The following is a 25144-nucleotide window of genomic DNA, read 5'->3' as shown; positions in this document are numbered from 1 at the left end:
CAGGCATCGGACGCCAGAGAGTGCTCCTGCAATGCAAGCAGCAGCCGGCCAGTGAAGGTGCAGATTGAATTCCAAGAAACAGCCGATCCAGAAAGCGGAAAAGCCCTTGCAACTCATTGAGCTGCAAGGGCTTTTTGTTGGCGGAGTGGACGGGGCTCGAACCCGCGCCCCCCGGCGTGACAGGCCGAGGCATGGAGTGAGCATTCGCGCGGCTTCACAGAAGCTCGACCGTTCCAAAGATCGCGCTTTAGCCGGCAGCGTAGCCCGGTAGCGGGTGAACGAATTCCAAACATCCTTGGTGGCATCAAGCGCTCCACGCCCTAGACCAGCTGCTTGGAAGTCTGGTCGTCGATCGAGTGGCACGGCGGGCACATGTGATTGTTGCCGAGCTCTTGGCGTGGGCACTTGCGTAGACCGGCGGTCGCGCCTGCGCGCGTGAGACTTCCAAGGTCAGCTCTACCGGCCAGGGACTCAAGTTGCCCCAGGCCGAACCGAAGTAAGTCGTCATGGTCAACTCGATCTCTTCTGTTGCGGTCAATGCCGCCTCCGCACCGGCCGCTTCGGGGTCGGGGCTCGAGGCTGAACTGGCCAAATGCGAGGGGCAGTTGTCCGACTGGGTGCACTGTCCCTCGGCCAAGACGCCCGAAGGCAAGGAGAAGATCGCTGAAATCAGTTCACGCCTGGATACCCTGAAGGCGCGCATCGCCAAGCGGGATCACCAAACCGTATCGACATCGGCGCGCTCCAGCAACGAAGATCAGAACCCGCCCCAGGCGGTCGGCGGCACGGCGCTGAACGGACTGGGCGGATATCTCGACATCTACGCGTAAGCTGATCGCCTGTGCGTTCGGCGGGCACCGAGGGCATGAGCAGATGCGGCAGCGGCTCGACACCGCCAAGGCGGTTGATGGGACTCGAACCTGGGTCGGAGACGATGGTGGCACTTCCGAGCAGGTGCACTTCGTATCGCAGCTTCGGCCCTCGCCCAGCAGGCGGCTGTGCGTTCCTGTGCTGCAGCGCATCCAATAGACGGGCTGGCTGATGTGGAAGGACTAAAGGGCAGACCTGGATGGCATCGGCTATCTCGTGGTCTTGTTTGCAATCTCGTCCAGCATGATCTGGTACAGGATGCGTGCGCTGAGCTGCAGGTCTTCGATCGGGGCGCCCTCGTTCAAGCCGTGGTAATTGATCGGTGGCCCGAACGCCAGGGTGAAGAGCGGGCCGGCCGCGACGAGATTGACCTGCCCTTTTGCATCGGTGCCCCCGCCGATGGCCGCCAACGGCATCGGCGCGCCCACCGCCCGCTCATAGGCGCCGCTGATCCGTTGGAACCGCGGACTCTGCGGGTCGCGCACGTCGGGTGAAGCGGCGTTCACGGTCGCCACCGTGACGGCCTGACCCGGCCGGTCCTGCTGAAAGCGGTTGACCAGTTGTTCGAAGGCATCGGGGAAGACGCTGGTGCCTGGCAACTGCCCCTCGGTCTTGCCGTCCCACGCCACGCCGTGATGGCCGAGGGCATAGCGGATGTCGATTCTGAGGGCCACGTCCTGGGGGCTGGTCGTGACGCGTGTCAGCGCGTAGGTCGTCCCGTTGCCTTGCTCGAAGACCTGATCGTGGCGTTCGAGCAGGTCGGGATGCTTCTCGCCGAAGACCGTCGTGCCCCAACCCCAGGTCATGAACTGCAGCATCCGCCCGACGCCGTTCGGCGTGAGCGTCGCGTCGTCCACCAGGTGGGCGAGGAAGTTCGCGAGCGAGACGACCGGGCTCGCTCCGTTCGCGCGGTTCTCATCCGGCACCGACCCGTGTTGCGCGCCGATGACCTTGGTGGTCAGGACCACCGCCTTTGCGTCGCGCGAAACCTCGAGCGGGGCGCGCCGATACAGCGGATCGTCGAAGCCGTATTGCTGGTAGAGATCGGCGACGTTGGCCGCCAGGCGGTCGAGCGCGGCCTCATCGTTGCCGTTGATGCGCGCGGTCACCGTGTCCGGGATCTGATTGGTGGCCCCGGGGGCGCTGTTGAATGCCTCGATGAAGATGCCGTTGCTCGGCGCCGCGCCGAGCGGGACGGTGAAGATCGGCCGCTCGATCCCCTTCTCCGCGCGGACCGTCCAGACCGCATCGAAGACAATGCCGAAATCGGGCACGCCGACCTCCTGGAAGTAGTACGCGGTCGAGAAGTCGGTCTCCTCGGAAGTGTCGAAGATCAGTTCGACCGTCAGCCCGTCGAGTGCGTTGGTTCCGTCGTAACGGTTCGCCAGTGCCCGCATCACGATGAGCGCGAGGACGGCTGGGCCCTTGTCATCCGCCGCCCCTCGGCCCACCAGGAAGGGCTGCGCCGCGCCGCGGTAGTCACGCGCCTCGACCCGCGGCTCGAAAGGCCGCCAATCCGCATTGCCGGGGGGCACGGTGTCCAGGTGCGCCAGGATCGCGACCTTCTTCGGCCCGCTGCCGAGACGGAACCCGAACACCCATTGGGTCTGGGTCGGGCCCGCCCGGCGCCACTCGAACGGCTCGAGCTTCAGGGTGCTCTGCCCCAGGTTGAACTCCTGGGCCAGCCCCATCAGGTAGTCGCGCGAGCGCGTCAGGTTGTCGACCACCAACTGCTCGCTTTGCGGGTCTTCCGTGCGGTACGTCTGCAGCGTGACGAGGTGGCTCGTCTCGGAGACGAATTGCTGCGCCAGCGTCCGCTCCAAGTACGAGCGGGTATCGTCGCCATCCGAACTGCCGCAGCCAGCGAAGAACACCAGGGCAGCGACGGCCAAGCGACCATGATGCACAAGGTCGCGTTTCATGCAGCTAAGCACAGGCATAAGAACCTCCGCCGTGTTCACGTATCGTGCCGATCAAACTCCGACGGCTCAGGGCGGTATGCATCGCCATCGCGATCTCCTCTCGTTGCCGTGGCAAAGGATCGCGGGCAATCCGTGTGCCATGACGGTGGCTGCCAAGGCTGGGTCAGCGCGAAGTGGCGCCCGCTTCGCCTCCTCGAGCGATAGCACGGTTCGGTGGCAGGGCTGCTGGCACGCCCAAGCTGCACAGCCAAGTGGCTGAACCTGAAGAGAGAAAGCGAACGCCGTCGGTGATCACCCTGGGCAGACGGAGCCACCGTCCTGGCCTCGACATTCCAAACTTTGGAAGATGAGGGGATGAGCGCACAAAAAACAGGCAGCTCAGAAAGCGGAAAAGCCCTTGCAACTCATTGAGCTGCAAGGGCTTTTTGTTGGCGGAGTGGACGGGGCTCGAACCCGCGACCCCCGGCGTGACAGGCCGGTATTCTAACCAACTGAACTACCACTCCAGTTTCTTCTAACCGCAGCAGGTTTCCACTTCGACTCGCAGCCTTTCAGCCGCCGATTCTCTGTGCAAGCCCCGCCAAACTTGGCGTCCCCTAGGGGATTCGAACCCCTGTAATCACCGTGAAAGGGTGGTGTCCTAGGCCTCTAGACGAAGGGGACTGAAACCTTCCGATCTCGCAATCACTTCACCACTTCGAACAGCGCACCCAGACTCGAAGTCTTGGTGGAGGTAAGCGGGATCGAACCGCTGACCTCTTGCATGCCATGCAAGCGCTCTCCCAGCTGAGCTATACCCCCTTGGGTGACCTGTCGGACGCTCTTGCGAACTACCTTCAGACGCTGCGCTGTTCTCACTAGCGAAGACCACGATTATAGGCAGATTTTTTAGGCCTTCTGGAGACGCTCCAGAATTTTTTGTCTCGCGAAGAGCTCGAGCACCGCATCGACCGAAGGCGTCTGCGCACGGCCGCACACCAACACGCGAACCGCATGCGCGAGCTGCGGCATCTTCAGGCCGTGGGCCGCAAGCGTCTCCTTGATCGCGGCCGCGATCGCGGGCTTGGTCCACTCGCTGAGTGCGGCCAGCTTGTCGCGCAGCGTCGCGAGCGCCGGCTTGACCGCATCGGTCACGTGCGCCGCGAGGTCTTCGGCGCTCGGCGCCACGTCGGCGAAATACATCTGCAGCCAGTCCGCCAGTTCCACCGTCGTCGAGCAGCGGTCCTTGAACAATCCGCAGCGCGCGGCCACCTCGTCTTCCGACACGCTGATGCCGCGGCGCGCGAACTGCTCCACCACCAGCGCGGCCAGCCGCCGCTCGTCGATGGTCTTCAGGTAGTGCGCATTGACCCACGCGAGCTTCGCCGCATCCCATTGCGCGGGGCTCTTCGACAGGTGGCTGCCGTCGAACCACGACACCAGCTGCTCGCTCGTGAACAGCTCTTCGTCGCCATGGCTCCAGCCCAGGCGCGCCAGGTAGTTCAGCATCGCCTCGGGCAGGAAGCCGTTCTCTTCGTACGCCGTCACGCTGACCGCGCCGCGCCGCTTCGACAGCTTCTGCCCGTCGTCGCCGAGGATCACCGGCACGTGGCCGAACAGCGGCAGCGGCGCCTTCAGCGCGTTGAAGATGTTGATCTGCCACGGCGTGTTGTTCACATGCTCGTCGCCGCGGAACACGTGGCTGATCGCCATGTCCCAGTCGTCGACGACCACCGCGAAGTTGTACGTCGGCACGCCGTCGGCGCGCATGATGATCAGGTCGTCGATCTCCTTGTTCGCGATGCTGATCGGGCCCTTCACCAGGTCGTCCCAGGTGACGATGCCGTCGTGCGGGTTCGCGAAGCGGATCACCGGTTCCACGCCGGCCGGCGGTGCCGGCAGTGTCTTGCCGGGCGCCGGACGCCAGCGGCCGTCGTAGTGGGTTTTCTCGCCACGCGTGCGCTGTTCCTCGCGCATCACGTCGAGTTCTTCGGGCGTCGTGTAGCAGCGGTAGGCGCTGCCTTCGGCGAGCATCTGGTCGACCACCGCGCGGTAGCGCTCGAGCCGCTGCATCTGGTAGATCGGACCTTCGTTGTAGTCGAGCCCGAGCCAGCGCATCGACGCGAGGATCTGGTCGACCGAATCCTGCGTCGAGCGGGCGACGTCGGTGTCTTCGATGCGCAGCACGAACTCGCCGCCGAAGTGGCGCGCGAAGGCCCACGAATACAGCGCGGTGCGGGCCGTGCCCAGGTGCAGGAAGCCGGTGGGCGACGGGGCGATGCGGGTGCGGATCGGTCGGGTCATGATGTGGGGATCAAAGGGAATCGAGGCCGGCCAACCCACGCAGCAGGTCGGCCTTCAGGTCCTGCACGTCATCCAGGCCCACCGCCACGCGGATCAGGCCCTGCGTGATGCCGGCGGCCTGGCGCTGGTCTTCGGTGAGCCGGCCGTGCGAGGTGCTGGCCGGGTGCGTGATCGTGCTCTTGGTGTCGCCGAGGTTGGCGGTGATCGAGCACACCTGCGTCTGGTCGATCACATGGAAGGCATTCTTGCGCGCGCCGGTGGCGTCGGTGCTCTTCACGGTGAACGACACGACCGCGCCGCCCGAGCCCGATTGCTGCGCCATCGCCAGTTCGTGCTGCGGGTGCGAACGCAGGCCTGGGTAGAAGACGCGCGCCACTTGCGGCTGCTGCTCGAGCCAGCCGGCCAGCTGCAGCGCACGGTCCCCTTGCGCCTGCATCCGGATCGACAGCGTCTCGAGCCCCTTCAGCACCACCCAGGCGTTGAACGGCGACAGCGACATCCCCGCGCTGCGCATCACCGGCACGAACTTGTCGTTGATCAGTTGTTCGGGGCCGCACACGGCGCCGGCGATCACGCGGCCCTGGCCATCGAGGTACTTGGTGCCGGAGTGCACGACCAGGTCGGCGCCATACTCGATCGGCCGCTGCAGCGCCGGCGAGCAGAAGCAGTTGTCGACCGCGAGCAATGCGCCCGCTTCGTGCGCGACCTGCGCCAGCGCGCGGATGTCGCACACCTCGGTCAACGGGTTGGTCGGCGACTCGGCAAACAGCAGCTTCGTGTTCGGCTTGAGCGCGCGCCGCCAGTCGTCGGGATCGGTCTGCGAGACGAACGTCGTCTCGACGCCGAACTTCGCGAACTCGCGGCCGAACAGCATGATGGTCGAGCCGAACACGCTGCGCGAGCAGATCACGTGGTCACCGGCCTTCAGCAGCGCCATGCCCAGCAGCAGGATCGCGCTCATGCCGCTGGCGGTGCCGATGCAGGCCTGCGCGCCTTCGAGCGCGGCCAGGCGCCGCTCGAACATCGTCACCGTCGGGTTGCTGAAGCGCGAGTAGATGAAGGCTTCTTCTTCGTTGGCGAAGCGCGCGGCGGCACTCGCCGCATCGGGCTGCACGAAGCTGCTGGTCAGGAACAGCGCCTCCGAGTTCTCGCCCCAGGCGCTCGGCGGCAGGCCCTCGCGCACGGCCAGCGTGTCACGCCGCACGTCGGCCGGCAGCTCGACGCGCGGAATGCCTCGCTTCGCCGGCGCGTCCGCCATCAGCCGCGCTCCGTCGTCGCGCTCTGCAGTGCGAGGCGCGAGCGGTCGGCGCCCTCTTCCTCTTCGCCGCCCTGCGACTTGCGCTGCGCCGCGATCGCGTCGAAATCGGCGGCCGTCACGTCGCCCGTCACGTAGTAGCCGTCGAAGCACGAGGCCTCGAAGCCGTTCAGCGACGGGTTCAGCGCGCCGACCACCTTCTTCATCGCGGCCACGTCCTGGTAGATCAGCGCGTCGGCGCCGATGAACTGGCGGATCTCCTCGATGCTGCGGTTGTGCGCAATCAGCTCCTCGCTGGTCGGCATGTCGATGCCGTAGACATTCGGAAAGCGCACCGGCGGCGCGGCCGAGGCCATGTAGACCTTGCGCGCACCGGCGTCGCGCGCCATCTGCACGATCTCTTTCGAGGTGGTGCCGCGCACGATGGAATCATCGACCAGCAGCACGTTGCGGCCCTTGAACTCGACCGCGATCGCATTGAGCTTCTGGCGCACCGACTTCTTGCGCACGCCCTGCCCCGGCATGATGAAGGTGCGGCCCACGTAGCGGTTCTTCACGAAGCCCTCGCGGTAGGGCTTGCCGATCTTCTGCGCGAGCTGCATCGCCGACGGGCGGCTCGATTCGGGGATCGGGATCACCACGTCGATCTCGTTCGGCGGCATCGTCGAGATCAGGCGCTGCGCGAGCGTCTCGCCCATGTTCAGGCGCGCCTGGTAGACCGACACGCCGTCCATCACCGAATCGGGCCGCGCCAGGTACACGAACTCGAACATGCACGGGTTCAGCGTCGGGTTCTCGGCGCACTGCTGGGTGTGGATCTTGCCGTCCAGGTCGATGAAGACGGCCTCGCCCGGCGCCACGTCGCGGACCAGCTTGTGGCCGGTGCCTTCGAGCGCGACCGATTCGCTGGCCACCATCACCTCGGGGCCGTTCGGCGTCATCACCTCGCCGAAGCACAGCGGGCGGATGCCGTATGGGTCGCGAAAGGCCAGCAGCCCGTAGCCGGCGATCAGCGCGACCACCGCGTACGAGCCCTTGATGCGCTTGTGCACCGCGCCGACCGCCTTGAAGATCTCTTCGGTGGTCAGCGGCAGGTCGCGCGCGGCCATCTCGAGCTCGTGCGCCAGGATGTTGATCAGCACCTCGGTGTCGCTCTCGGTGTTGATGTGGCGGCGGTCGATATCGAACAGCTCCTGCTTCAGCGAGTGCGCATTGGTCAGGTTGCCGTTGTGCACCAGCACGATGCCGAACGGCGCGTTCACGTAGAAGGGCTGCGCCTCTTCCTCGTTGTAGGCATTGCCGGCGGTCGGGTAGCGCACCTGGCCCAGGCCCACGGTGCCCGGCAGGCCGCGCATGTTGCGGGTGCGGAACACGTCGCGCACCATGCCGCGCGCCTTGTGCATGAAGCACTTGGTGCCCAGCATCGTGACGATGCCGGCGGCATCCTGGCCGCGGTGCTGCAGCAGCAGCAGCGCGTCGTAGATCAGCTGGTTGACCGGCGTTTTCGAGATCACGCCAACGATGCCGCACATGGGAGAGTCCTTGCTTGTTCAACCTGGCCGCGTCATGCGGGCAAGTGGGAAGAGAGTTGAGGCGGAAGCACGGGCTTCAAGGCCGCCAGGGTGGCATTGAGCCACGGCGCGCCCACCGAGCTGGTCCAGGCCGGCGAAGTCACCATCGGCGTCATGCCGACCACCATGCCGATGGCCAGCAGCACGACCACGCCGCGCAGCAGGCCGAAGAAGCCGCCCAGCAGGCGGTCGATGATGCTCAGCGGCGTCACGTGGATCAGGAAGCGCAGCAACCGGGCCAGGATGCCCCAGACGATCAGCGCCGCGATGAAGGTCAGCGCGAACGCGGCCGCATGGTTGATGCCGGAGCCGATGCGACCGACCGGAATGTGCGGCGCGACCATCGGCGTCAGCCATTGCGCGGCGAACCAGGCCGCGAACCAGCCGACCAGCGACAGCAGCTCGAACACCAGGCCGCGCACGAGGCCCACCAGCACCGAGATGCCCAGGATGCCGAGAAAAAGTCCATCGACCCAGCCCATCGGCGCCGTCACAGCGTCAGGATGGCCGACGGCAGGCCGGCGGTCTTGATCTTCGCAGCAGCCCTGTCGGCCTCGTCTCGCGACGCGAACGGGCCGACGCGCACGCGGATGCGGTTGCCCGCCGAGGTCTCGACGACCTGCGTGTAGGTCTTCAGGCCGAGCTTCTCGACCTTGTGGCGGGCATCGCGGGCGGCGTTGACCTCGGCGAACGCGCCGACCTGCACGACGAAGCGGCCGGCGGCCTCGGGCGAGGCCGGCTTGCCGTCGAGCAAGGCCTGCGCGCGGGCGCTGTCGGTGGGCTTCGGGGTCGGCTTGTCAGAGGGTTTGTCGGCAGGCTTCTCGACCGGCTTGCGCTCGACCGGTGCGGCGACCGGCGCGGGCGTCGGCTTCGGCGTGACGGGCGCCACAGCCGGCGGTGTTGCCACGGTGGCCGGCGGCGGCGCCACGGGTGCAGGCGCCGAGGCAGCCGGTTCGCGGCCCGCATCGGCGACGTTCTCGGCGATCACGCTCGGCGGCAGCGTCGCGGGCTTGGGCGCGGCGGCTCGCGCGCCGGTCGTGGCGGGCGCTGGTGTGGGCGCGGCCGCGGTGTCGCGCCGCAACTCCACCGGCGTGTCCACCGGCAGCGGGCGCGGCTGCGTCTCGAACAACAACGGGAAGCCGATCACGCCGGCGATCACCAACACGGCCGCGCCGATGAGCCGCTGGCGCGCACGGGTGCGGGCCTGCGCGACGGTGTCGGTGTCGGGGGATTCGGCGACCGGGGGCGCCTTCGCCTTGGAGGTGGCCTTGGACGCGCTGTTGGGCGTGTTGCCCGGCGTGCGCTTCAGGAAGGACAGCAGACCCATGAAGAGCTGATTCCAGGTGAGCAGCGAGCGATCAGCTCAGGTGCTTGGCAGAGAGACGGGGGATGCCGTCCTTCAGCACGCCGCCCACGGTGAAGAACGAGCCGAAGACCACGATTCTATCAGCCGGGTCTGCGGTCGCCATCGTCGCGCGCAGTGCGTCGTCGGGGCTCGCGTGACGGAATGTAGTCACCGGGCCGGGGCCTCTCAGCGCGAGGCGTTCGTGCAGTTGCTGCAACTCGGCCGCACTGGTTGCCCGCGCGATCGGCAGGTCGGTGAAATGCCACGCGTCGACCAGCGGTGCCATGCGGCGGATGATCGCTTCGAGGTCCTTGTCGGCCATCGCGCCGAACACCGCGTGCGTGCGCGGGAAGAAGCCCATCTGGTCGAGGTTCTCGGCCAGCGCGCCGACCGCGTGCGGGTTGTGCGCGACGTCGAGCACCAGCGTCGGCTGCCCCGGCACGATCTGGAAGCGGCCGGTCAGCTCGACCGACGCGAAGCCGTTGCGCACCGCCTGCGCGGTGATCGGCAAGCGGTCGCGCAGCGTCTCGAACGCGGCCAGCGCGGCCGACGCATTCAGCAGCTGGTTCGCGCCGCGCAGCGCGGGGTACGCGAGGCCGTTGAAGCGCTTGTCGCGCCCGCCCCAGCCCCATTGCTGCTTGTCGCCGGCGTAGTTGAAATCGCGGCCGAGCAGCCGCAGGTCGGCGCCGATCTCGGCGGCACGCGCGACGATGCTGGCCGGCACCATCGGGTCGCCGACCACCACCGGCTTGCCGGTGCGCATGATGCCGGCCTTCTCGCGGCCGATCGACTCGCGGTCGGTGCCGAGGAAGGCGGTGTGGTCGATGTCGATGCTGGTGATCACCGCGCAATCGGTGTCGATCGCGTTGACGGTGTCGAGCCGGCCGCCGAGGCCGACCTCGAGGATCACCATGTCGAGCGGCGCGCTCGCGAGCAGCCGCAGGATCGCCATCGTCGTGAACTCGAAGTAGGTCAGCGGCATGCCGGCCCGGGCCTCCTCGACGGCTTGGAAGTGCGGGATCAGATCGGCCGCGTCGACGCTGCGGCCGTTCACGCGGCAACGCTCCTCGAAGTGCACGAAATGCGGCTTGATGTAGAGCCCGACGCGGTAGCCGGCCTGCAGCCCGATCGACTCGAGCATCGCGCAGGTCGAGCCCTTGCCGTTGGTGCCCGCCACCGTGATCACCGGCACCTGGAAATCGATGCCCAGCCGCTGCTTGATCAGCAGGCTGCGCTCGAGGCCCATGTCGATGTCCTTGGAGTGCAGCTGCTCGCAGTGAGCGAGCCATTCGGCGAGGGTGGTCGGTGTGGCCATGGTGGTTTCAGAAAGAAGGAAAGGCGGCCGAGGCCGCCTTCCGTGGGGAGGTGGCGCGCCTCAGGCCACCGCGTCGGCGCTTTGCCGCTGCAGCATCGCCAGCGACCGGGCGATCGTCGTGCGCAGTTCGCGCCGGTCGATGATGCCGTCGATCGCACCGGTCTTGACCAGGAACTCGGCGCGCTGGAAGCCTTCGGGCAGCTTCTCGCGCACGGTGTTCTCGATCACGCGCGGGCCGGCGAAGCCGATCAGCGCCTTCGGCTCGGCCAGCACCATGTCGCCGACGAACGCGAAGCTCGCCGAGACACCGCCCATCGTCGGATCGGTCAGCACGCTGATGTACGGCAGCTTCGCCTTGGCCAGCAGCGTCAGCGCGGCATTGGTCTTGGCCATCTGCATCAGGCTCAGCAGGCCTTCCTGCATGCGCGCGCCACCGGTGGACGCGAAGCTGACGAAGGGCACCTTCTGCTCGACCGCCGCCTCGACGCCACGCACGAAGCGCTCGCCGACCACCGAGCCCATCGAGCCGCCCATGAAGTCGAACTCGAAGCAGGCCACCACCAGCGGGATGCTGAGCACCGCGCCGCCCATCACGACCAGCGCATCGGTCTCGCCGGTGCTTTCGAGCGATTCCTTGAGCCGCTCGGGGTAGCGCTTGCTGTCCTTGAACTTCAGCGCGTCGACCGGCAGCACCTCTTGCCCGATCTCGTAGCGGCCTTCGCCATCGAGGAAGGCATCGAGCCGCGCGCGGGCGCGGATGCGGTGGTGGTGGCCGCACTTCGGGCAGACGTTGATGTTCTGCTCGAGGTCGCTCTTGTAGAGCACCGTGTCGCACGACGGGCACTTGATCCACAGGCCTTCGGGCACCGTGCGGCGCTCGCTCGGGTCCGTCTGCTGCATCTTCGGCGGAAGCAGTTTCTCGAGCCAACTCATGCGGGAGCTCCTTTCAAGGTATCGAGGGCGGCGCGGATCTCGGCGATGAACGCCGCGGCCGCGGGGACGACATTGTCGCGCGTCTGGGTTTCAAGCAATTGCACGATGCGGGATCCGATGACCACCGCATCCGACACCCTGGCGACCGCGATGGCGGTCTGGGCGTCGCGGATTCCGAAGCCTACACCCACTGGCACCTGCACATGGGCCTGGATCCGCGGCACCATCCGGGCCACCGCGTCGGTGTCGAGGTGGCCGGCACCGGTCACGCCCTTCAGCGAGACGTAGTAGACGTAGCCGGTCGCGATTCGGCCGACCTCTTTCATGCGCTGTTCGGTCGAGGTCGGTGCGAGCAGGAAGATCGGGTCGAGCTGCTTCGCCTTCAAGCGGGCCGCGAAGGCTTCGCACTCCTCGGGCGGGTAGTCGACGATCAGCACGCCGTCGACGCCGGCCTCGGCGGCATCGCGCACGAAGGCGCTCTCACCGGCGCCTGCGGCGTGGCGCTGGTCGTAGCGCTCGACCGGGTTCGCATAGCCCATCAGCACCAGCGGCGTGGTCGTGTTGCGGGCCCGGAAGCCCCGCACGTAGTCGAGCACCTGCACCATGCCGATGTTCTTCGCGAGGGCGCGTTCGGCGGCCTTCTGGATCACCGGGCCGTCGGCCATCGGGTCGGAGAACGGCACGCCGAGTTCGATCACGTCGGCGCCTGCGTCGGCCATCGCGAGCAGCAGCTCGACCGTCGCATCCGGGTACGGATCGCCGGCAGTGATGTACGGGATCAGCGCCTTGCGGCCCTCTTTCTTCAGCGCGGCGAAACGCGTGGCGATGCGGCTCATGACAGCCCCTTCACCGTCTGGCCCGCCTGGGACGGCTGGGCATGGACCTTCTCGCCCGACAGGTCGGCCACCGTGCCGATGTCCTTGTCGCCGCGGCCGGACAGGTTGACGAGCAGGTGCTGGTCGGGCCGCATCGTCGGCGCGAGCTTCATCGCGTACGCGACGGCATGCGACGACTCCAGCGCCGGGATGATGCCCTCGGTGCGGCACAGGTAGTGGAAGGCCTTCAGCGCCTCGGCGTCGGTGATGCCGACGTATTCGGCGCGGCCGGTGTCCTTCAGGTACGCGTGCTCAGGGCCGACGCCCGGGTAGTCGAGGCCGGCGGAGATCGAGTGCGTCTCGATGATCTGGCCGTTCTCGTCCTGCAGCAGGTAGGTGCGGTTGCCGTGCAGCACGCCGGGCGAACCGGCGCTGAGGCTCGCGGCATGCTTGCCGGAATCAAGTCCCTGCCCCGCCGCCTCGACGCCGATCAGCCGCGTGCCGGCATGCTCGATGTAGGGATAGAAGATGCCCATCGCGTTGCTGCCGCCGCCCACGCTGGCGATCACCGCATCGGGCTGGCGGCCGGCCAACTCGGGCATCTGCAGCAGGCACTCGTCGCCGATCACGCGCTGGAAATCGCGCACCATCGTCGGGTACGGGTGCGGGCCGGCCACCGTGCCGATGATGTAGAAGGTGTTCTCGACGTTGGTGACCCAGTCGCGCAGCGCCTCGTTCAGCGCGTCTTTCAGCGTCTTCGAGCCGCTCTCCACCGGCACCACGCTCGCGCCGAGCAGCTTCATGCGGTAGACGTTGGGCGACTGGCGCTTCACGTCTTCGCTGCCCATGTAGACGACGCACTCCATGCCGTAGCGCGCGCAGATGGTGGCGGTGGCCACGCCGTGCTGGCCGGCGCCGGTCTCGGCGATCACGCGCGGCTTGCCCATGCGGCGCGCGAGCAGCGCCTGGCCGATGGTGTTGTTGATCTTGTGCGCGCCGGTGTGGTTGAGGTCTTCGCGCTTCAGGTAGATCTGCGCGCCGCCCAGTTCGCGGCTCATGCGCGCCGCGTGGTAGACCGGGCTCGGCCGGCCGACGAAGTGCTTCAGTTCGTACTCGTACTCGGCCTGGAAGGCCGGGTCGCGCTGCGCCTCGGCATAGGCCGCTTTCAGTTCATCGAGCGCGTGGATCAGGGTCTCGGCGACGAAGGTGCCGCCATAGGGCCCGAAATGCCCGCTGGCATCGGGTTGCTGATAATTCGACATGGATTGACTCGCTTCAGGTCGGGGTGCTGGCTGCGGTGGTGGATGCCAGTGCATCGGCTTCGCGCACCGCGGAGCAGAAACGGCGGATCGCCTCGGCATCCTTGATGCCCTTGGCACTTTCAACGCCGGAACTCACGTCAACGGCCCAGGGCCGCACCCGAAGAATTCCTTCGATCACATTTCCGGCATGCAATCCACCAGACAAAACGACTGGAGAGCGCACGTTTCGAGGAATGAGTGACCAATCAAAGACCTTTCCGCCTCCGCCATACCCGTCGACATGGGCGTCGAGCAACAGCCCCTGGGCGAGCGGGAACTGAGCCGCGAAGTCTAGCAAATCGAAATCCCCTGCCATGCGGGCAGCGCGCAGGAACGGGCGGCCCGGCGCGGCGCAGTCGGCGGGCGTCTCGTCGCCGTGGAACTGCAGCAGCAGGTTCGGGATCGCGCCGACCGCACTCGCGATCAGCGCCGGCGCCGCGTTGACGAACAGCGTGACCGGCGTGACGAAGGGCGGCAGGCGGCGCGCCAATGCGGCCGCGCGCTCGACGCTGACGTGCCGCGGGCTGCGCTCGTACAGCACGAAGCCGACCGCGTCGGCGCCGGCCTCGACGGCCGCGTCGACGTCGGCCTCGCGCGTCAGGCCGCAGATCTTGATTCGGGTGCGAACGCTCATCGGGTCAGGGACTGATCAGACCAGCGCCGCCGGGGAGCCAGTCCATCGGCGGCGTGTGGGACGGAATCTCGAAGCGCGCATCGTAGTACGGGCCGACGAAGTACAGCCCGTCGGGGGCAAAGGTCGGCGCCGCCACGCTGCGCGAGCGCGACGCCAGCACCTCGCCCATCCAGCCCGGCGCGCGCTGCCCCGCGCCGATCGCCACCAGGCAGCCCATGATGTTGCGCACCATGTGGTGCAAGAAGGCATTGCCGTCGAAATCGAAGCGCCAGTACGCGCCGAAGCGCCGGATGCGGATCTCGCGCAGCGTCTTCACCGGCGTCGGCGACTGGCATTCGGCGGCGCGGAAGGCGCTGAAATCATGCTCGCCGATCAGCACTGCGGCGGCCTCGCGCATCGCATCGCCATCGAGCGGGCGGAACACCCAGCCGGCCGCACCGGCGCCGATCGCCGCGCGCACGCGCGATTCGAGCAGCAGGTAGGCGTAGCGGCGGCCGTGCGCACTGTTGCGGGCGTGGAAGTCATCGGGCACCGGCTGGCACCACTGCACCGCGATGTCGAGCGGCAGGAAGCGGTTGGTGCCGCGCATCCACGATTCGGTCTCGCGCGGCACCGGTGCGTGCAGGTGCACCACCTGGTTCAGCGCATGCACGCCGGCATCGGTGCGGCCGGCGCACATCGTGCGAACGGGCGTGGCCGCGAATTGCGACAACGCCCGTTCGAGATGGTCCTGGATCGTCTGCCCGCCCGGCTGGCTCTGCCAGCCTCGGTAGGCCTGGCCCTGGTAGCTGATACCGAGGGCCAGTTTCGGCTCGTTCACCCCAGGTCGCTGAGCATGGCTTGAGCGCGCGTCTTGGTCGCACCGCTCGCCTTGGCCACCACTTCCTGCAGCAGGTCGCGGGCGCCTTCCATGTCGCCGATCTGGCGGAATTCTTCGGCCAGTTCGAGCTTGCGCGCGATCGGGTCGGAGCCATCGTCCGGCGCGTCGCCGAGGTCGATGTCACCGAATTCGTTCCTCGACGAAGCCGGTGCGGCAGCGGCGGCGCGCGGGGCGGCCGGTGCGGGGATCGTTGAATCGCCAAGGTCCAGCGAGATGCTGGACAGGTCGAAATCCATCGGCGCGCTGGCCGGTGCACTGCGCGCCGGGGCCGGCGCGGCGCGTGGCGGCGGAGGCGGCGGATCCAGCGGCAGGTCGAAGCTCATGTCGTCCAGCGAGTGGCCGACCTCGCCGGTGGGCAGCGGCTGGGTTTCTTCCGGCAGGTGCGGCGCCGACACGGCCGAGCCGCTCGGCAGGGCCAGGTCGAGGTCGAGGTCCATGCCGCCGCCGGTGGTGTCGAAACCACTGCCGTGCGAGCCGCTGGCGCCGAACTCGGACGGCGACGGCAGCACCGATTGCGGCATCGTGCTCGCGCCCAGCACCTCGGCCGACGGACGCGGCTCGCCATGGCCGGTCGACGGTCCACCGCCCGGGCGGTACATCGGATTTTCCGGATCGATCTGCTGGCCGATCTCTTGCGCCTTGGCCCAGTCTTCGCCCTGGCCGCCGGTCAGGCCGAACAGCTGGGTCGCGAGCAGTTCGAAGCCCTTGGTGTCGCGGCGCTTCGCATAGACCTCGAGCAGCTTGGTGCGGATCGCCAGGCGCTCGGGGCTCGCGCGCATGGCTTCCTTCAGGATCTCTTCGGCCTGCAGGTCGCGGCCGTAGGCCAGGTAGACATCGGCCTCGGCGACCGGGTCGACGTCACCGATGGCGTCGAGCTGGCTCAGCGAATAGCTCATCGACGACGATGCACCGCCGGCGTCACGCGTGTCGATGCGCTGGCCGCCGCTCGCCCCGAAGAAAGAGTCCGGTTGAAGACGGCTTTCGAGGAACGAGGTTTCGCCGCTGTCGCGCTTGGCGCGCTTGCTGAAGCGCCACGCCGCGAAACCGCCGAGCAGCAGCACGGCGATGCCGCCGAGCAGCGCCGGCAGGTTGTCATCGAACAGCGACGACAGGAAGCTGGGTTCGGGCGCCGGCGCAGGCGCCGGAGCGGGCTTCGGCGGCGGCGGGACGACCACGGCCGGCGCGCTGGCCACCGTCTCGGGTGCCGAAGCGGCAGCGATCGGCGGCACGGCTTCGGCAGGCGCCGAGGCCGGGGTCTCGATCACCGGGGCGGGTGCCGGAACCGGTGCCGGAGCGACAGGCGCCGGTGCGGGAGCCGGCGGGGGCGGCGGCGGGGGAGGAGGCGGCGGCGGGGGCACCGGAGCCGGCGGGGGCGGCGGCGTGACGACGGGCGGCTTGACCGGCACGTTCACCGCGGCCGGGGCCGGGGCTTGCGCCGGCGAGCCCGCCTTGGCACCGGCCGAAGCCTGGCCGAGCTTCTTCAGCTCTTCGACGTTCTTCGACAGTTCGGCGACACGCGACGAGTTTGCCTTCGCCTCGCGTTCCTTCGCAACCTTCGCTTCCGGCGTCGACGCGGTGCCCTTGCTCAGCGTCAGCTTGTCCGGCGTCGGGGCGGCCGCCTTCTTGCGGTCGTCGACCTCGGCCTGCACGGTGCCGCTGGTCTGGCGCGATGCGCCTTCGACCTTCGACGGTGCCACGCCGCTGGCCAGACGCTGGCGATAGGCACCGAAGTCGGCGCTCTGGGCCTGGATCAGCTGGCGCGCTTCGGTCGGCGTGATGGCCTTCGCGGTCTCGGCGGACGGCACGGCCAGCACGGCACCGGCCTTCAGCCGGTTCATGTTGTTGTTCAGGAAGGCGTCCGGATTGCCCTGGTACAGCGACGCCAGCATCTGGTCGAGCGAGACGCCCGGACGCTTGGTGTTGCCGGCGATGCGCGACAGCGTGTCGCCTGGCTTGACCTTGTACTCGTCGGCACCCGAGCCAGCCTCGACGCCGGTGTCGGCGGACGGTGCAGCGGCGACGCGCGGCGTGTTGCGGGCAGGTGCCGGCGGCGCATCGCCAGTGACGGCGGGGCGCGGCACCGGTGCCGGGCGGGTCGCACGCGGCGCCGACGCGGGCGCGGCGGCCGCAGCAGTTTCGGTGGACGACGACAGTGCCGGCGACGTGGCCGGCGGCGCGGCGGCCAGCGTGCGTGTCGACGGCGGGTCGAACAGCATCGTGTATTCGCGCACCAGGCGGCCGGTCGACCAGGTGATCTCGAGGATCACGTCGACGAAGGGCTCCTGCACCGCGCGATCGCTCGTGACCTTCAGGAAGGAGCGGCCGTCGGGGCGGCGTTGCAGCACGACCTGCGTGGCCGGCAGCACCTGGTTGTAGTCGACGCCGGCGGCGCGGTACGACTCCGGCGGCGCGATGCGCACGTTCAGGTTCGACGCTTCTTCGGGCGTCAGGCTCGTGACGTCGATTTCCGCGCGCAGGGTTTCACCAAGCGCCGACTGGACCGCCAAGCGGCCGAGGCCGAGCGCCCAGGCGTTGGTGGCAGACAGGCACATGGCAGCGATGGCCACGCCGGTCAGTGCAAAGCGGCGAGCGAACAGCGAATTTCTTTTCAAGGCGTCTCCCAAGTGGAGGTGGCGGGCAGTGTGCAAGGGCTCCCGTCGATTGGCATAGTTCTTATGGACAACCGCATTCGGACGGCCGTTTTTTAAGCACGCACCCCAGGCGCAGTAGAAAACACAATAACATCAACTAGATACGAAGACAAGCTCATGCAATGGCTGACATTCCCGCCGGGGCGGGGATTCGGCGCTTCTCGGGAGTGTCCTGTTGCAGCGTGGCAACGCAACTGGACACCCCGTCTTCATTGGTAACTTCCTGTCACGCCAGCAGAATTCTCAGCATGCGGCGCAGCGGTTCGGCCGCACCCCACAACAGCTGATCGCCGATGGTGAAGGCGCCGAGGTACTCCGGCCCCATCGCCATCTTGCGCAAACGCCCGACCGGAATCGTCATCGTGCCGGTCACGGACACCGGCGTCAGGTCCGCAAGCGTCGCCTCGCGCGTGTTCGGCACGACCTTGACCCAGGCGTTGTCGTTGGCGATCAACGCTTCGATGTCGGCCAAAGGCACGTCTTTCTTGAGCTTGAACGTCAGCGCCTGGCTGTGGCAGCGCATCGCGCCGATGCGCACGCAGAAGCCGTCGACCGGCACGGCCGGCGTGCCGAAGCCCGCGCCCTGGCCGAGGATCTTGTTGGTCTCGGCCTCGCCCTTCCACTCTTCCTTGCTCATGCCGTTGCCCAGGTCCTTGTCGATCCAGGGAATCAGGCTGCCGGCCAGTGGTGCTCCGAAGTTGGCGGTCTCGGCGTCGGAGAGTGAGCGCTGCTTCGCGGCGACCTTGCGGTCGATCTCGAGGATCGCGCTCTTCGGGTCGTCGAGCAGCGAGCGCACCTCGGCGTTCAGCGTGCCGAACTGCGTCAGCAGCTCGCGCATGTGCTGCGCGCCGCCGCCCGAGGCGGCCTGGTAGGTCTGCGTGCTCATCCACTCGACGAGGCCCGCCTTGTAGAGCGCGCCCACGCCCATCAGCATGCAGCTGACGGTGCAGTTGCCGCCGATCCAGTCGCGCTGCCCCGCGGCCAGCGCGTTCTTGATGACCGGCATGTTGACCGGGTCGAGCACGATGACGGCGTTGTCCTTCATGCGCAGCGACGAGGCCGCATCGATCCAGTGGCCGTTCCAGCCGGCATTGCGCAGCTTCGGGTAGACCTCGTTGGTGTAGTCGCCGCCCTGGCAGGTGATGACGATCTCGCAGCGCTTCAGCGCCTCGATGTCGTTCGCGTCCTGCAGCGTGGTCTCGTTCTTCGCGTAGGCAGGCGCCTTGCCACCGGCGTTGCTGGTGCTGAAGAACACCGGCTCGATCAGTTCGAAGTCGTTCTCTTGCGCCATGCGGTCGATCAGCACCGACCCCACCATGCCGCGCCAGCCCACCAGGCCGACCAATCTCGTAGCCATCTTGATTCCTGTCTTTGAATTCGTGTCGTCGACGTCGTGTCGTGAAGGGTTTGATTCGAAGGGATCAGCCGTTCGCTTTCAGGTGGGCGACAACAGCGTCGCCCATCTCCTTCGTGCCCACCTTGGTGGTGCCTTCACTGTGAATATCGGCGGTGCGCAGGCCCTTTGCCAGCACCGCCTTGACGGCCGCCTCGATGCGCTGCGCCGCGGCTTCCTGGTTCAGGCTGAAGCGCAGCATCATCGCGGCCGACAGGATGGTGGCCAGCGGGTTCGCGATGCCCTTGCCGGCGATGTCGGGCGCCGAGCCGTGGCTGGGCTCGTACAGCCCCTGGTTCTTCGCGTTCAGCGAGGCGGAAGGCAGCATGCCGATCGAGCCGGTCAGCATCGCCGCCTCGTCGCTGAGGATGTCGCCGAACATGTTGCCGGTGACGATCACGTCGAGCCGCTTCGGGTCCTTCACCAGCTGCATCGCCGCGTTGTCGACGTACATGTGCTCGAGCGCCACGTCGGGGTACTGCGCATGCACCTCGGTGACGACGTCGCGCCAGAACTGGAAGGTCTCCAGCACGTTGGCCTTGTCGACGCTCAGCAGCTTCTTGCGGCGCTTGCGCGCGGCCTGGAACGCGACGTGCGCGATGCGCTCGATCTCGGGGCGCGAGTAGCGCATCGTGTCGAAGGCCTCGTCGGCGCCGGCGAACGCGCCGTCGGGCGACTGGCGCCGGCCGCGTGGCTGGCCGAAGTAGATGTCGCCGGTCAGCTCGCGGATGATCAGCAGGTCGAGGCCGGCCACGATCTCGGGCTTCAGCGTCGACGCATGGGTCAGTTCCTCGTAGCAGATCGCCGGGCGGAAGTTGGCGAACAGCTCCAGGTTCTTGCGCAGCCCGAGGATGGCCTGCTCGGGCCGCAGGTGGCGTTCGAGCTTGTCGTACTTCCAGTCGCCGACGGCGCCGAACAGCACCGCGTCGGCCGACTTCGCCAGCGCGAGCGTCGCCTCGGGCAGCGGAAGGCCGTGGGCGGCATAGGCCGCGCCGCCGACCTCGGCGCTCTCGGTCTCGAAGCGCAGGTCGAGGCAGCCGAGCACCTTGACGGCCTCGGCCATGATCTCCACCCCGATGCCGTCACCCGGCAGGATCGCAATCTTCACGAATCAGTTCCTTTGCGTTTGTCGACGGCCAGCCGTTCGACGAGAACCTTCTCACACAGCTTGAACACCACGTACGACGCCGCCGCTGCATACCCCGCCAGGATCAGCTGGCCCAGTTGCCAGAGCGCCCCTTCGCGAACGGCGTCCCAGCGATAGGTCGTCAGGAACTCCAGGTTCGCGCTGAAGGTGTGCAGCAGGTCCAGCGACGCGAGCCCGAAGACCACGAAGCTGATGCCCATCAGCAGGAAGGCCAGCCACCAGCGCCGCGACAGCAGGAGATAGAGGCGGCTGTAGGGCATGGCGGCCACTCCTTCACACGCGCTGGGCCAGCCAGGGCTTCTGCAACAGGCGCTCTGCTTCGAACGCGCGGATCTTGTCGGCATGGCGCAGCGTCAGGCCGATGTCGTCAAAGCCGTTGAGCAGGCAGAATTTCCGGAACGGCTGGACGTCGAAAGGGATCGCCTCTCCGCCCGCCCGTTCGACGACCTGGCGGTCCAGGTCGATCGTCAGCTGGTAGCCGACGAAGGCGTTCACCTCGTCGAACAGGCGGCTCACCTCGTGCTCGGGCAGCACGATCGGCAGCAGGCCGTTCTTGAAGCAGTTGTTGAAGAAGATGTCGGCATAGCTCGGCGCGATGATGGCGCGGAAGCCGTACTGGTCGAGCGCCCACGGCGCGTGCTCGCGCGACGAGCCGCAGCCGAAGTTCTTGCGCGTGACCAGCACCGACGCACCCTGGTAGCGCGGCTGGTTCAGCACGAAATCGGGGTTGCGCTTGCGACTGGCCGGGTCCTGGCCGGGCTCGCCGTGGTCGAGGTAGCGCCATTCGTCGAACAGGTTGGGACCGAACCCCGACTTCTTGATCGACTTCAGGAACTGCTTCGGGATGATCGCGTCGGTGTCGACGTTCTCGCGGTCGAGCGGAGCGACCAGGCCGGTGTGGATGCGAAAGGCTTGCATGGTCAGTCTCTCCTTCAGGTCAAGCGCCGCACGTCGACGAAATGGCCCTGCATCGCGGCAGCCGCCGCCATCGCCGGACTGACCAGGTGGGTGCGCCCACCGGCACCCTGGCGGCCTTCGAAGTTGCGGTTCGAGGTGGAGGCGCAACGCTCGCCCGGCTCGAGCCGGTCGGCGTTCATCGCCAGGCACATCGAGCAGCCCGGCTCGCGCCATTCGAAGCCGGCGCCACGGAAGATCACGTCCAGCCCTTCGCGCTCGGCCTGCTCCTTCACGAGGCCCGAACCCGGCACCACCAGCGCGAGCTTGACGTTCTTCGCCAGCTTGCCACCGATGCGGCGCACGATGGCCGCCGCTTCGCGCAGGTCTTCGATGCGCGAGTTGGTGCACGAGCCGATGAACACCTTGTCGATCAGGATGTCGGCGATCGGCTTGTTCGGCTCCAGCGCCATGTACTGCAGCGCGCGCTCCATCGCGCCGCGCTTGCCGCTGTCTTTCTCGCGGTCCGGATCGGGCACGCGGTCGTCGATGGACAGCACCATCTCGGGCGAGGTGCCCCAGGTGACCTGCGGGCGGATGGTCGACGCGTCGAGCTCGACGACGGCATCGAAGTGCGCGCCCGGCTCGGTGTGCAGCGTGCGCCAGTAGGCGACCGCATGGTCCCATTCGAGGCCGGCCGGCGTGAACGGGCGGCCCTTCACGTAGGCGATGGTGGTGTCGTCGACGCCGACCAGGCCGGCGCGCGCACCCGCCTCGATCGCCATGTTGCACACCGTCATGCGGCCTTCCATGCTCAGCGCACGGATCGCGCTGCCGGCGAACTCGATGGTGTAGCCGGTGCCGCCGGCGGTGCCGATCTTGCCGATGATGGCCAGCACGATGTCCTTCGCGCTGCAGCCGCGCGCCAGCGTGCCGTCCACCTTGACGAGCATGTTCTTCGCCTTGCGCGCCAGCAGCGTCTGCGTGGCCAGCACATGCTCGACCTCGCTGGTGCCGATGCCGTGCGCGAGCGCGCCGAATGCGCCGTGCGTGGAGGTGTGCGAATCGCCGCAGACCACTGTCATGCCGGGCAGCGTGGCGCCCTGCTCCGGGCCGATCACGTGGACGATGCCCTGGCGCTTGTCGTTCATCTTGAACTGCGTGATGCCGACGCGGTCGCAGTTGGCGTCCAGCGTGTCGACCTGCAGCTTCGAGATCGGGTCGGCGATGCCGTGCGAGCGGTCGGTGGTCGGCACGTTGTGGTCGCTGACCGCCAGGTTGGCCGACAGGCGCCACACCTTGCGGTGCGCCAGGTCCAGGCCCTCGAACGCCTGCGGGCTGGTGACTTCATGCACCAGGTGGCGATCGATGTAGAGGACGGCGGTGCCGTCGTCTTCGGTGTGGACGACGTGTTCGTCCCAGATCTTGTCGTAGAGCGTTCGTGCCATGGGGCGCTTCCGGTGGAAAACTCTGGCGAATTGCGGATTTTAGGCGCTGAACAACGAAAAACCCCGGCGCCAGGCCGGGGTTTTCGCAGGGGTGAGTTCAGGCTGCTTTGCCGGCGGGGCTCAGTTTCGCTGTGCAATCGGTTTGACGTTGCGCTGCGTGGCACCGTGGAATAGCTGGCGCGGACGGCCGATCTTGTACTCCGGGTCGCCGATCATCTCGTTCAGCTGGGCGATCCAGCCGACGGTGCGCGCCAGCGCGAACACGGCGGTGAACAGGCTGACCGGGATGCCGATCGCGCGCTGCACGATGCCCGAGTAGAAGTCGACGTTCGGGTACAGCTTGCGGGCGACGAAGTACTCGTCTTCCAGCGCGATCTTCTCGAGTTCCATCGCGAGCTTGAACAGCGGGTCGTTCTGCAGGCCCAGCGCGTTCAGCACCTCGTGGCAGGTCTCGCGCATCAGCTTGGCACGCGGGTCGTAGTTCTTGTAGACGCGGTGGCCGAAGCCCATCAGCTTGATGCCGGAATTCTTGTCCTTGACCTGCTTGATGAACTCGCCGATCTTCTCGACGCCGCCCATCTTCTGCACGTCTTCCAGCATGTTCAGCGCCGCCTCGTTGGCGCCGCCGTGCGCGGGGCCCCACAGGCAGGCCACGCCGGCCGCGATCGCGGCGAACGGGTTGGTGCCCGACGAGCCGCACAGGCGCACGGTCGAGGTGGAGGCGTTCTGCTCGTGGTCGGCATGCAGGATGAAGATGCGGTCCATCGCGCGCACCAGCACCTCGTTCGGCTCGTAGTCCTCGCACGGCGTCGCGAACATCATGCGCATGAAGTTGCTCGAGTACGACAGGTCGTTCTTCGGGTAGATGTAGGGCTGGCCGATGCCGTACTTGTAGGCCATCGCCACCAGCGTCGGCATCTTCGCGATCAGGCGGATCGCCGAGATCTCGCGGTGCTTCGGGTTGTTGATGTCGGTGCTGTCGTGATAGAAGGCCGACAGCCCGCCCACCAGGCCGGTCAGCACCGCCATCGGGTGCGCGTCGCGGCGGAAGCCGCGCAGGAAGAACTGCATCTGCTCGTTGACCATCGTGTGGTTGGTCACCAGCTTGACGAAGTCGGTCTTCTCGGTCTCGTTCGGCAGTTCGCCGTTCAGCAGCAGGTAGCAGGTCTCGAGGTAGTCGCAGTTGGTCGCGAGCTGCTCGATCGGGTAGCCGCGGTACAGCAGCTCGCCCTTGTCGCCGTCGATGTAGGTGATGCTCGACTGGCAGGCGGCGGTCGACAGGAAGCCCGGGTCGTAGGTGAACTTGCCGGTCTGCGCGTACAGCTTGCGGATGTCGATCACGTCCGGACCGATCGTGCCCTTGTAGACCGGCAGGTCCATCGCAGGGCTGCCATCGGAGAACGACAGGGTGGCTTTCACGTCGGACGGGGTCATGAGCGTTCCTTCAGAGGTAGTAAGACTTTATACGCACGCGCCATCTAGTGCCGGGCGCGCATCAGCTGAAGCACTTCCAGCACATCGGCCCGGTGCAGGTCACCATCGGGCTCCTTGCGGGCGAGCAGCAGGTCGAGCAGGTCGTTGTCGGACAAGTCCATCAGCAGCGCGAGGCCTTCTGCCTGCCGGACCGTCAGCGCGGACTCATGACGTGCGAAGAACCGCTCGACGAACAGGTCGTTCTCGAGCAGGCCGCGCCGGCAACGCCAGCGCAGCTTGCTGAGGGCACGTTCGTCGAGCAGCGTGTCGGTCATGTCGAGATCAGACGGCGCGGCGCACCATCAGTTCCTTGATCTTGCCGATCGCCTTGGTCGGGTTCAGGCCCTTCGGGCAGACGTCGACGCAATTCATGATGGTGTGGCAGCGGAACAGGCGGTACGGGTCCTCGAGGTTGTCGAGGCGGCCGGCGGTGTCCTGGTCGCGACTGTCGGCGATGAAGCGGTAGGCCTGCAGCAGCCCGGCGGGGCCGACGAACTTGTCGGGGTTCCACCAGAAGCTCGGGCAGCTGGTCGAGCAGCTGGCGCACAGGATGCACTCGTACAGGCCGTTCAGCTCCTCGCGCTCTTCCGGCGACTGCAGGCGCTCCTTCTCGGGCGGCGGCATGTCGTTGACGAGGTAAGGCTTGATCGAGTTGTACTGCGTGAAGAACTGCGTCATGTCGACGATCAGGTCGCGCACCACCGGCAGGCCGGGCAGCGGCTTCAGCACGACGACGTCGGGCAGCGTGCGCATGTTGGTCAGGCACGCGAGGCCGTTCTTGCCGTTGATGTTCATCGCGTCCGAACCGCAGACGCCTTCGCGGCACGAGCGGCGGAAGCTGATGGTCGGGTCGACCGCCTTCAGCTTCATCAGCGCATCGAGCAGCATGCGCTCGCTGCCGTCGAGTTCGACCTCGATCGTCTGCATGCGCGGCTTGGTGTCGGTGTCCGGGTCGTAGCGGTAAATCTGAAAAACACGCTTGGTCATGAAATGCTTTCGACGTTCTTGTGGCGA

22 protein-coding genes and 3 tRNA genes are annotated in these 25144 nt (G+C 67.2%); 1 reads left to right on the top strand and 24 read right to left on the bottom strand.

Annotated features, from left to right (window positions below):
• Window positions 1-506: 506 nt before the first annotated feature.
• Window positions 507-830: a hypothetical protein gene (locus tag BUE42_RS12595; RefSeq protein WP_143171466.1), complete on the top strand. Its 324-nt coding sequence runs from the start codon at window positions 507-509 to the stop codon at window positions 828-830.
• Window positions 831-1079: 249 nt separating this feature from the next.
• Here BUE42_RS12595 and BUE42_RS12590 read toward each other — a convergent pair whose 3' ends face one another.
• The 24 genes from BUE42_RS12590 to BUE42_RS12475 all read right to left on the bottom strand — a co-directional run bounded on the left by BUE42_RS12590 (window position 1080) and on the right by BUE42_RS12475 (window position 25117).
• Complete coding sequence (locus BUE42_RS12590) at window positions 1080-2792, bottom strand: M20/M25/M40 family metallo-hydrolase (protein WP_083614096.1); 1713 nt, start codon at window positions 2790-2792, stop codon at window positions 1080-1082.
• Between the two features lie 429 nt (window positions 2793-3221).
• Window positions 3222-3298: transfer RNA gene (locus tag BUE42_RS12585), tRNA-Asp, on the bottom strand.
• A gap of 81 nt (window positions 3299-3379) precedes the next feature.
• Window positions 3380-3455 (bottom strand) — tRNA-Glu (locus BUE42_RS12580).
• 62 nt (window positions 3456-3517) lie between these two features.
• Window positions 3518-3593 (bottom strand) — tRNA-Ala (locus BUE42_RS12575).
• A gap of 87 nt (window positions 3594-3680) precedes the next feature.
• Window positions 3681-5075: a glutamate--tRNA ligase gene (gene gltX, locus BUE42_RS12570; protein ID WP_073465448.1), complete on the bottom strand. Its 1395-nt coding sequence runs from the start codon at window positions 5073-5075 to the stop codon at window positions 3681-3683.
• A 10-nt stretch (window positions 5076-5085) separates the two neighbouring features.
• Window positions 5086-6333, bottom strand: coding sequence for an O-succinylhomoserine sulfhydrylase (locus BUE42_RS12565; RefSeq protein WP_073465447.1), 1248 nt, complete (start codon window positions 6331-6333; stop codon window positions 5086-5088).
• Window positions 6333-7862, bottom strand: a complete 1530-nt coding sequence (gene purF / locus BUE42_RS12560) for an amidophosphoribosyltransferase (protein ID WP_073465446.1) — start codon at window positions 7860-7862, stop codon at window positions 6333-6335. Before purF ends, BUE42_RS12565 begins: the two co-directional genes overlap by 1 nt.
• Window positions 7863-7894: 32 nt before the next feature.
• Window positions 7895-8395 carry a CvpA family protein gene (locus tag BUE42_RS12555; protein ID WP_235002301.1) on the bottom strand — a complete coding sequence of 167 codons (501 nt, stop codon included), beginning with the start codon at window positions 8393-8395 and terminating at the stop codon, window positions 7895-7897.
• Window positions 8392-9228, bottom strand: coding sequence for an SPOR domain-containing protein (locus tag BUE42_RS12550; protein WP_143171464.1), 837 nt, complete (start codon window positions 9226-9228; stop codon window positions 8392-8394). The genes BUE42_RS12555 and BUE42_RS12550 overlap by 4 nt, the downstream gene beginning before the upstream one ends.
• Window positions 9229-9259: 31 nt before the next feature.
• Window positions 9260-10561, bottom strand: coding sequence for a bifunctional tetrahydrofolate synthase/dihydrofolate synthase (folC, locus tag BUE42_RS12545; RefSeq protein WP_073465445.1), 1302 nt, complete (start codon window positions 10559-10561; stop codon window positions 9260-9262).
• 60 nt (window positions 10562-10621) lie between these two features.
• Window positions 10622-11494: an acetyl-CoA carboxylase, carboxyltransferase subunit beta gene (accD, locus tag BUE42_RS12540; RefSeq protein WP_073465444.1), complete on the bottom strand. Its 873-nt coding sequence runs from the start codon at window positions 11492-11494 to the stop codon at window positions 10622-10624.
• Entirely contained in the window at window positions 11491-12330 is an 840-nt protein-coding gene (gene trpA, locus BUE42_RS12535; protein WP_073465443.1) for a tryptophan synthase subunit alpha, read from the bottom strand. The genes accD and trpA overlap by 4 nt, the downstream gene beginning before the upstream one ends.
• Window positions 12327-13571 (bottom strand): tryptophan synthase subunit beta, encoded by a 1245-nt coding sequence (trpB, locus tag BUE42_RS12530; protein WP_073465442.1) that lies wholly within the window; start codon window positions 13569-13571, stop codon window positions 12327-12329. Before trpB ends, trpA begins: the two co-directional genes overlap by 4 nt.
• A 13-nt stretch (window positions 13572-13584) precedes the next feature.
• A complete protein-coding gene (locus BUE42_RS12525; RefSeq protein ID WP_073465441.1) occupies window positions 13585-14244 on the bottom strand; it encodes a phosphoribosylanthranilate isomerase in 660 nt (219 codons plus the stop codon).
• 4 nt (window positions 14245-14248) lie between these two features.
• Window positions 14249-15064, bottom strand: coding sequence for a tRNA pseudouridine(38-40) synthase TruA (gene truA / locus BUE42_RS12520; RefSeq protein ID WP_073465440.1), 816 nt, complete (start codon window positions 15062-15064; stop codon window positions 14249-14251).
• The gene (locus BUE42_RS12515) at window positions 15061-17736 is read right to left on the bottom strand and encodes a motility hub landmark protein FimV (protein ID WP_235002299.1); all 2676 of its coding nucleotides are present in this window, start codon (window positions 17734-17736) and stop codon (window positions 15061-15063) included. The genes truA and BUE42_RS12515 overlap by 4 nt, the downstream gene beginning before the upstream one ends.
• 265 nt (window positions 17737-18001) lie before the next feature.
• A complete protein-coding gene (gene asd / locus BUE42_RS12510) occupies window positions 18002-19132 on the bottom strand; it encodes an aspartate-semialdehyde dehydrogenase (RefSeq protein ID WP_073465438.1) in 1131 nt (376 codons plus the stop codon).
• A 64-nt stretch (window positions 19133-19196) separates the two neighbouring features.
• On the bottom strand, window positions 19197-20276 hold the full coding sequence (gene leuB, locus BUE42_RS12505; RefSeq protein WP_073465437.1) for a 3-isopropylmalate dehydrogenase: 1080 nt from the start codon (window positions 20274-20276) through the stop codon (window positions 19197-19199).
• The gene (locus BUE42_RS12500) at window positions 20273-20575 is read right to left on the bottom strand and encodes a hypothetical protein (RefSeq protein WP_143171463.1); all 303 of its coding nucleotides are present in this window, start codon (window positions 20573-20575) and stop codon (window positions 20273-20275) included. The genes leuB and BUE42_RS12500 overlap by 4 nt, the downstream gene beginning before the upstream one ends.
• Window positions 20576-20588: 13 nt before the next feature.
• Window positions 20589-21233: a 3-isopropylmalate dehydratase small subunit gene (gene leuD / locus BUE42_RS12495; RefSeq protein ID WP_073465435.1), complete on the bottom strand. Its 645-nt coding sequence runs from the start codon at window positions 21231-21233 to the stop codon at window positions 20589-20591.
• 14 nt (window positions 21234-21247) lie between these two features.
• Window positions 21248-22657, bottom strand: a complete 1410-nt coding sequence (leuC, locus tag BUE42_RS12490; protein WP_073465434.1) for a 3-isopropylmalate dehydratase large subunit — start codon at window positions 22655-22657, stop codon at window positions 21248-21250.
• 120 nt (window positions 22658-22777) lie between these two features.
• On the bottom strand, window positions 22778-24091 hold the full coding sequence (gene gltA / locus BUE42_RS12485; protein WP_073465433.1) for a citrate synthase: 1314 nt from the start codon (window positions 24089-24091) through the stop codon (window positions 22778-22780).
• Window positions 24092-24135: 44 nt separating this feature from the next.
• Window positions 24136-24405 carry an FAD assembly factor SdhE gene (locus tag BUE42_RS12480; RefSeq protein ID WP_056811790.1) on the bottom strand — a complete coding sequence of 90 codons (270 nt, stop codon included), beginning with the start codon at window positions 24403-24405 and terminating at the stop codon, window positions 24136-24138.
• 7 nt (window positions 24406-24412) lie between these two features.
• Window positions 24413-25117, bottom strand: a complete 705-nt coding sequence (locus tag BUE42_RS12475) for a succinate dehydrogenase iron-sulfur subunit (RefSeq protein ID WP_056811792.1) — start codon at window positions 25115-25117, stop codon at window positions 24413-24415.
• Between the last annotated feature and the right edge of the window lie 27 nt (window positions 25118-25144).

The sequence above is a fragment of the Rhizobacter sp. OV335 genome, from assembly GCF_900142965.1.
In the GTDB taxonomy this organism is placed as follows: Bacteria; Pseudomonadota; Gammaproteobacteria; order Burkholderiales; family Burkholderiaceae_C; genus Rhizobacter.
The sequence above is the reverse complement of the archived record's forward strand: the minus strand, read 5'-3'. Positions and strand labels throughout refer to the sequence as shown.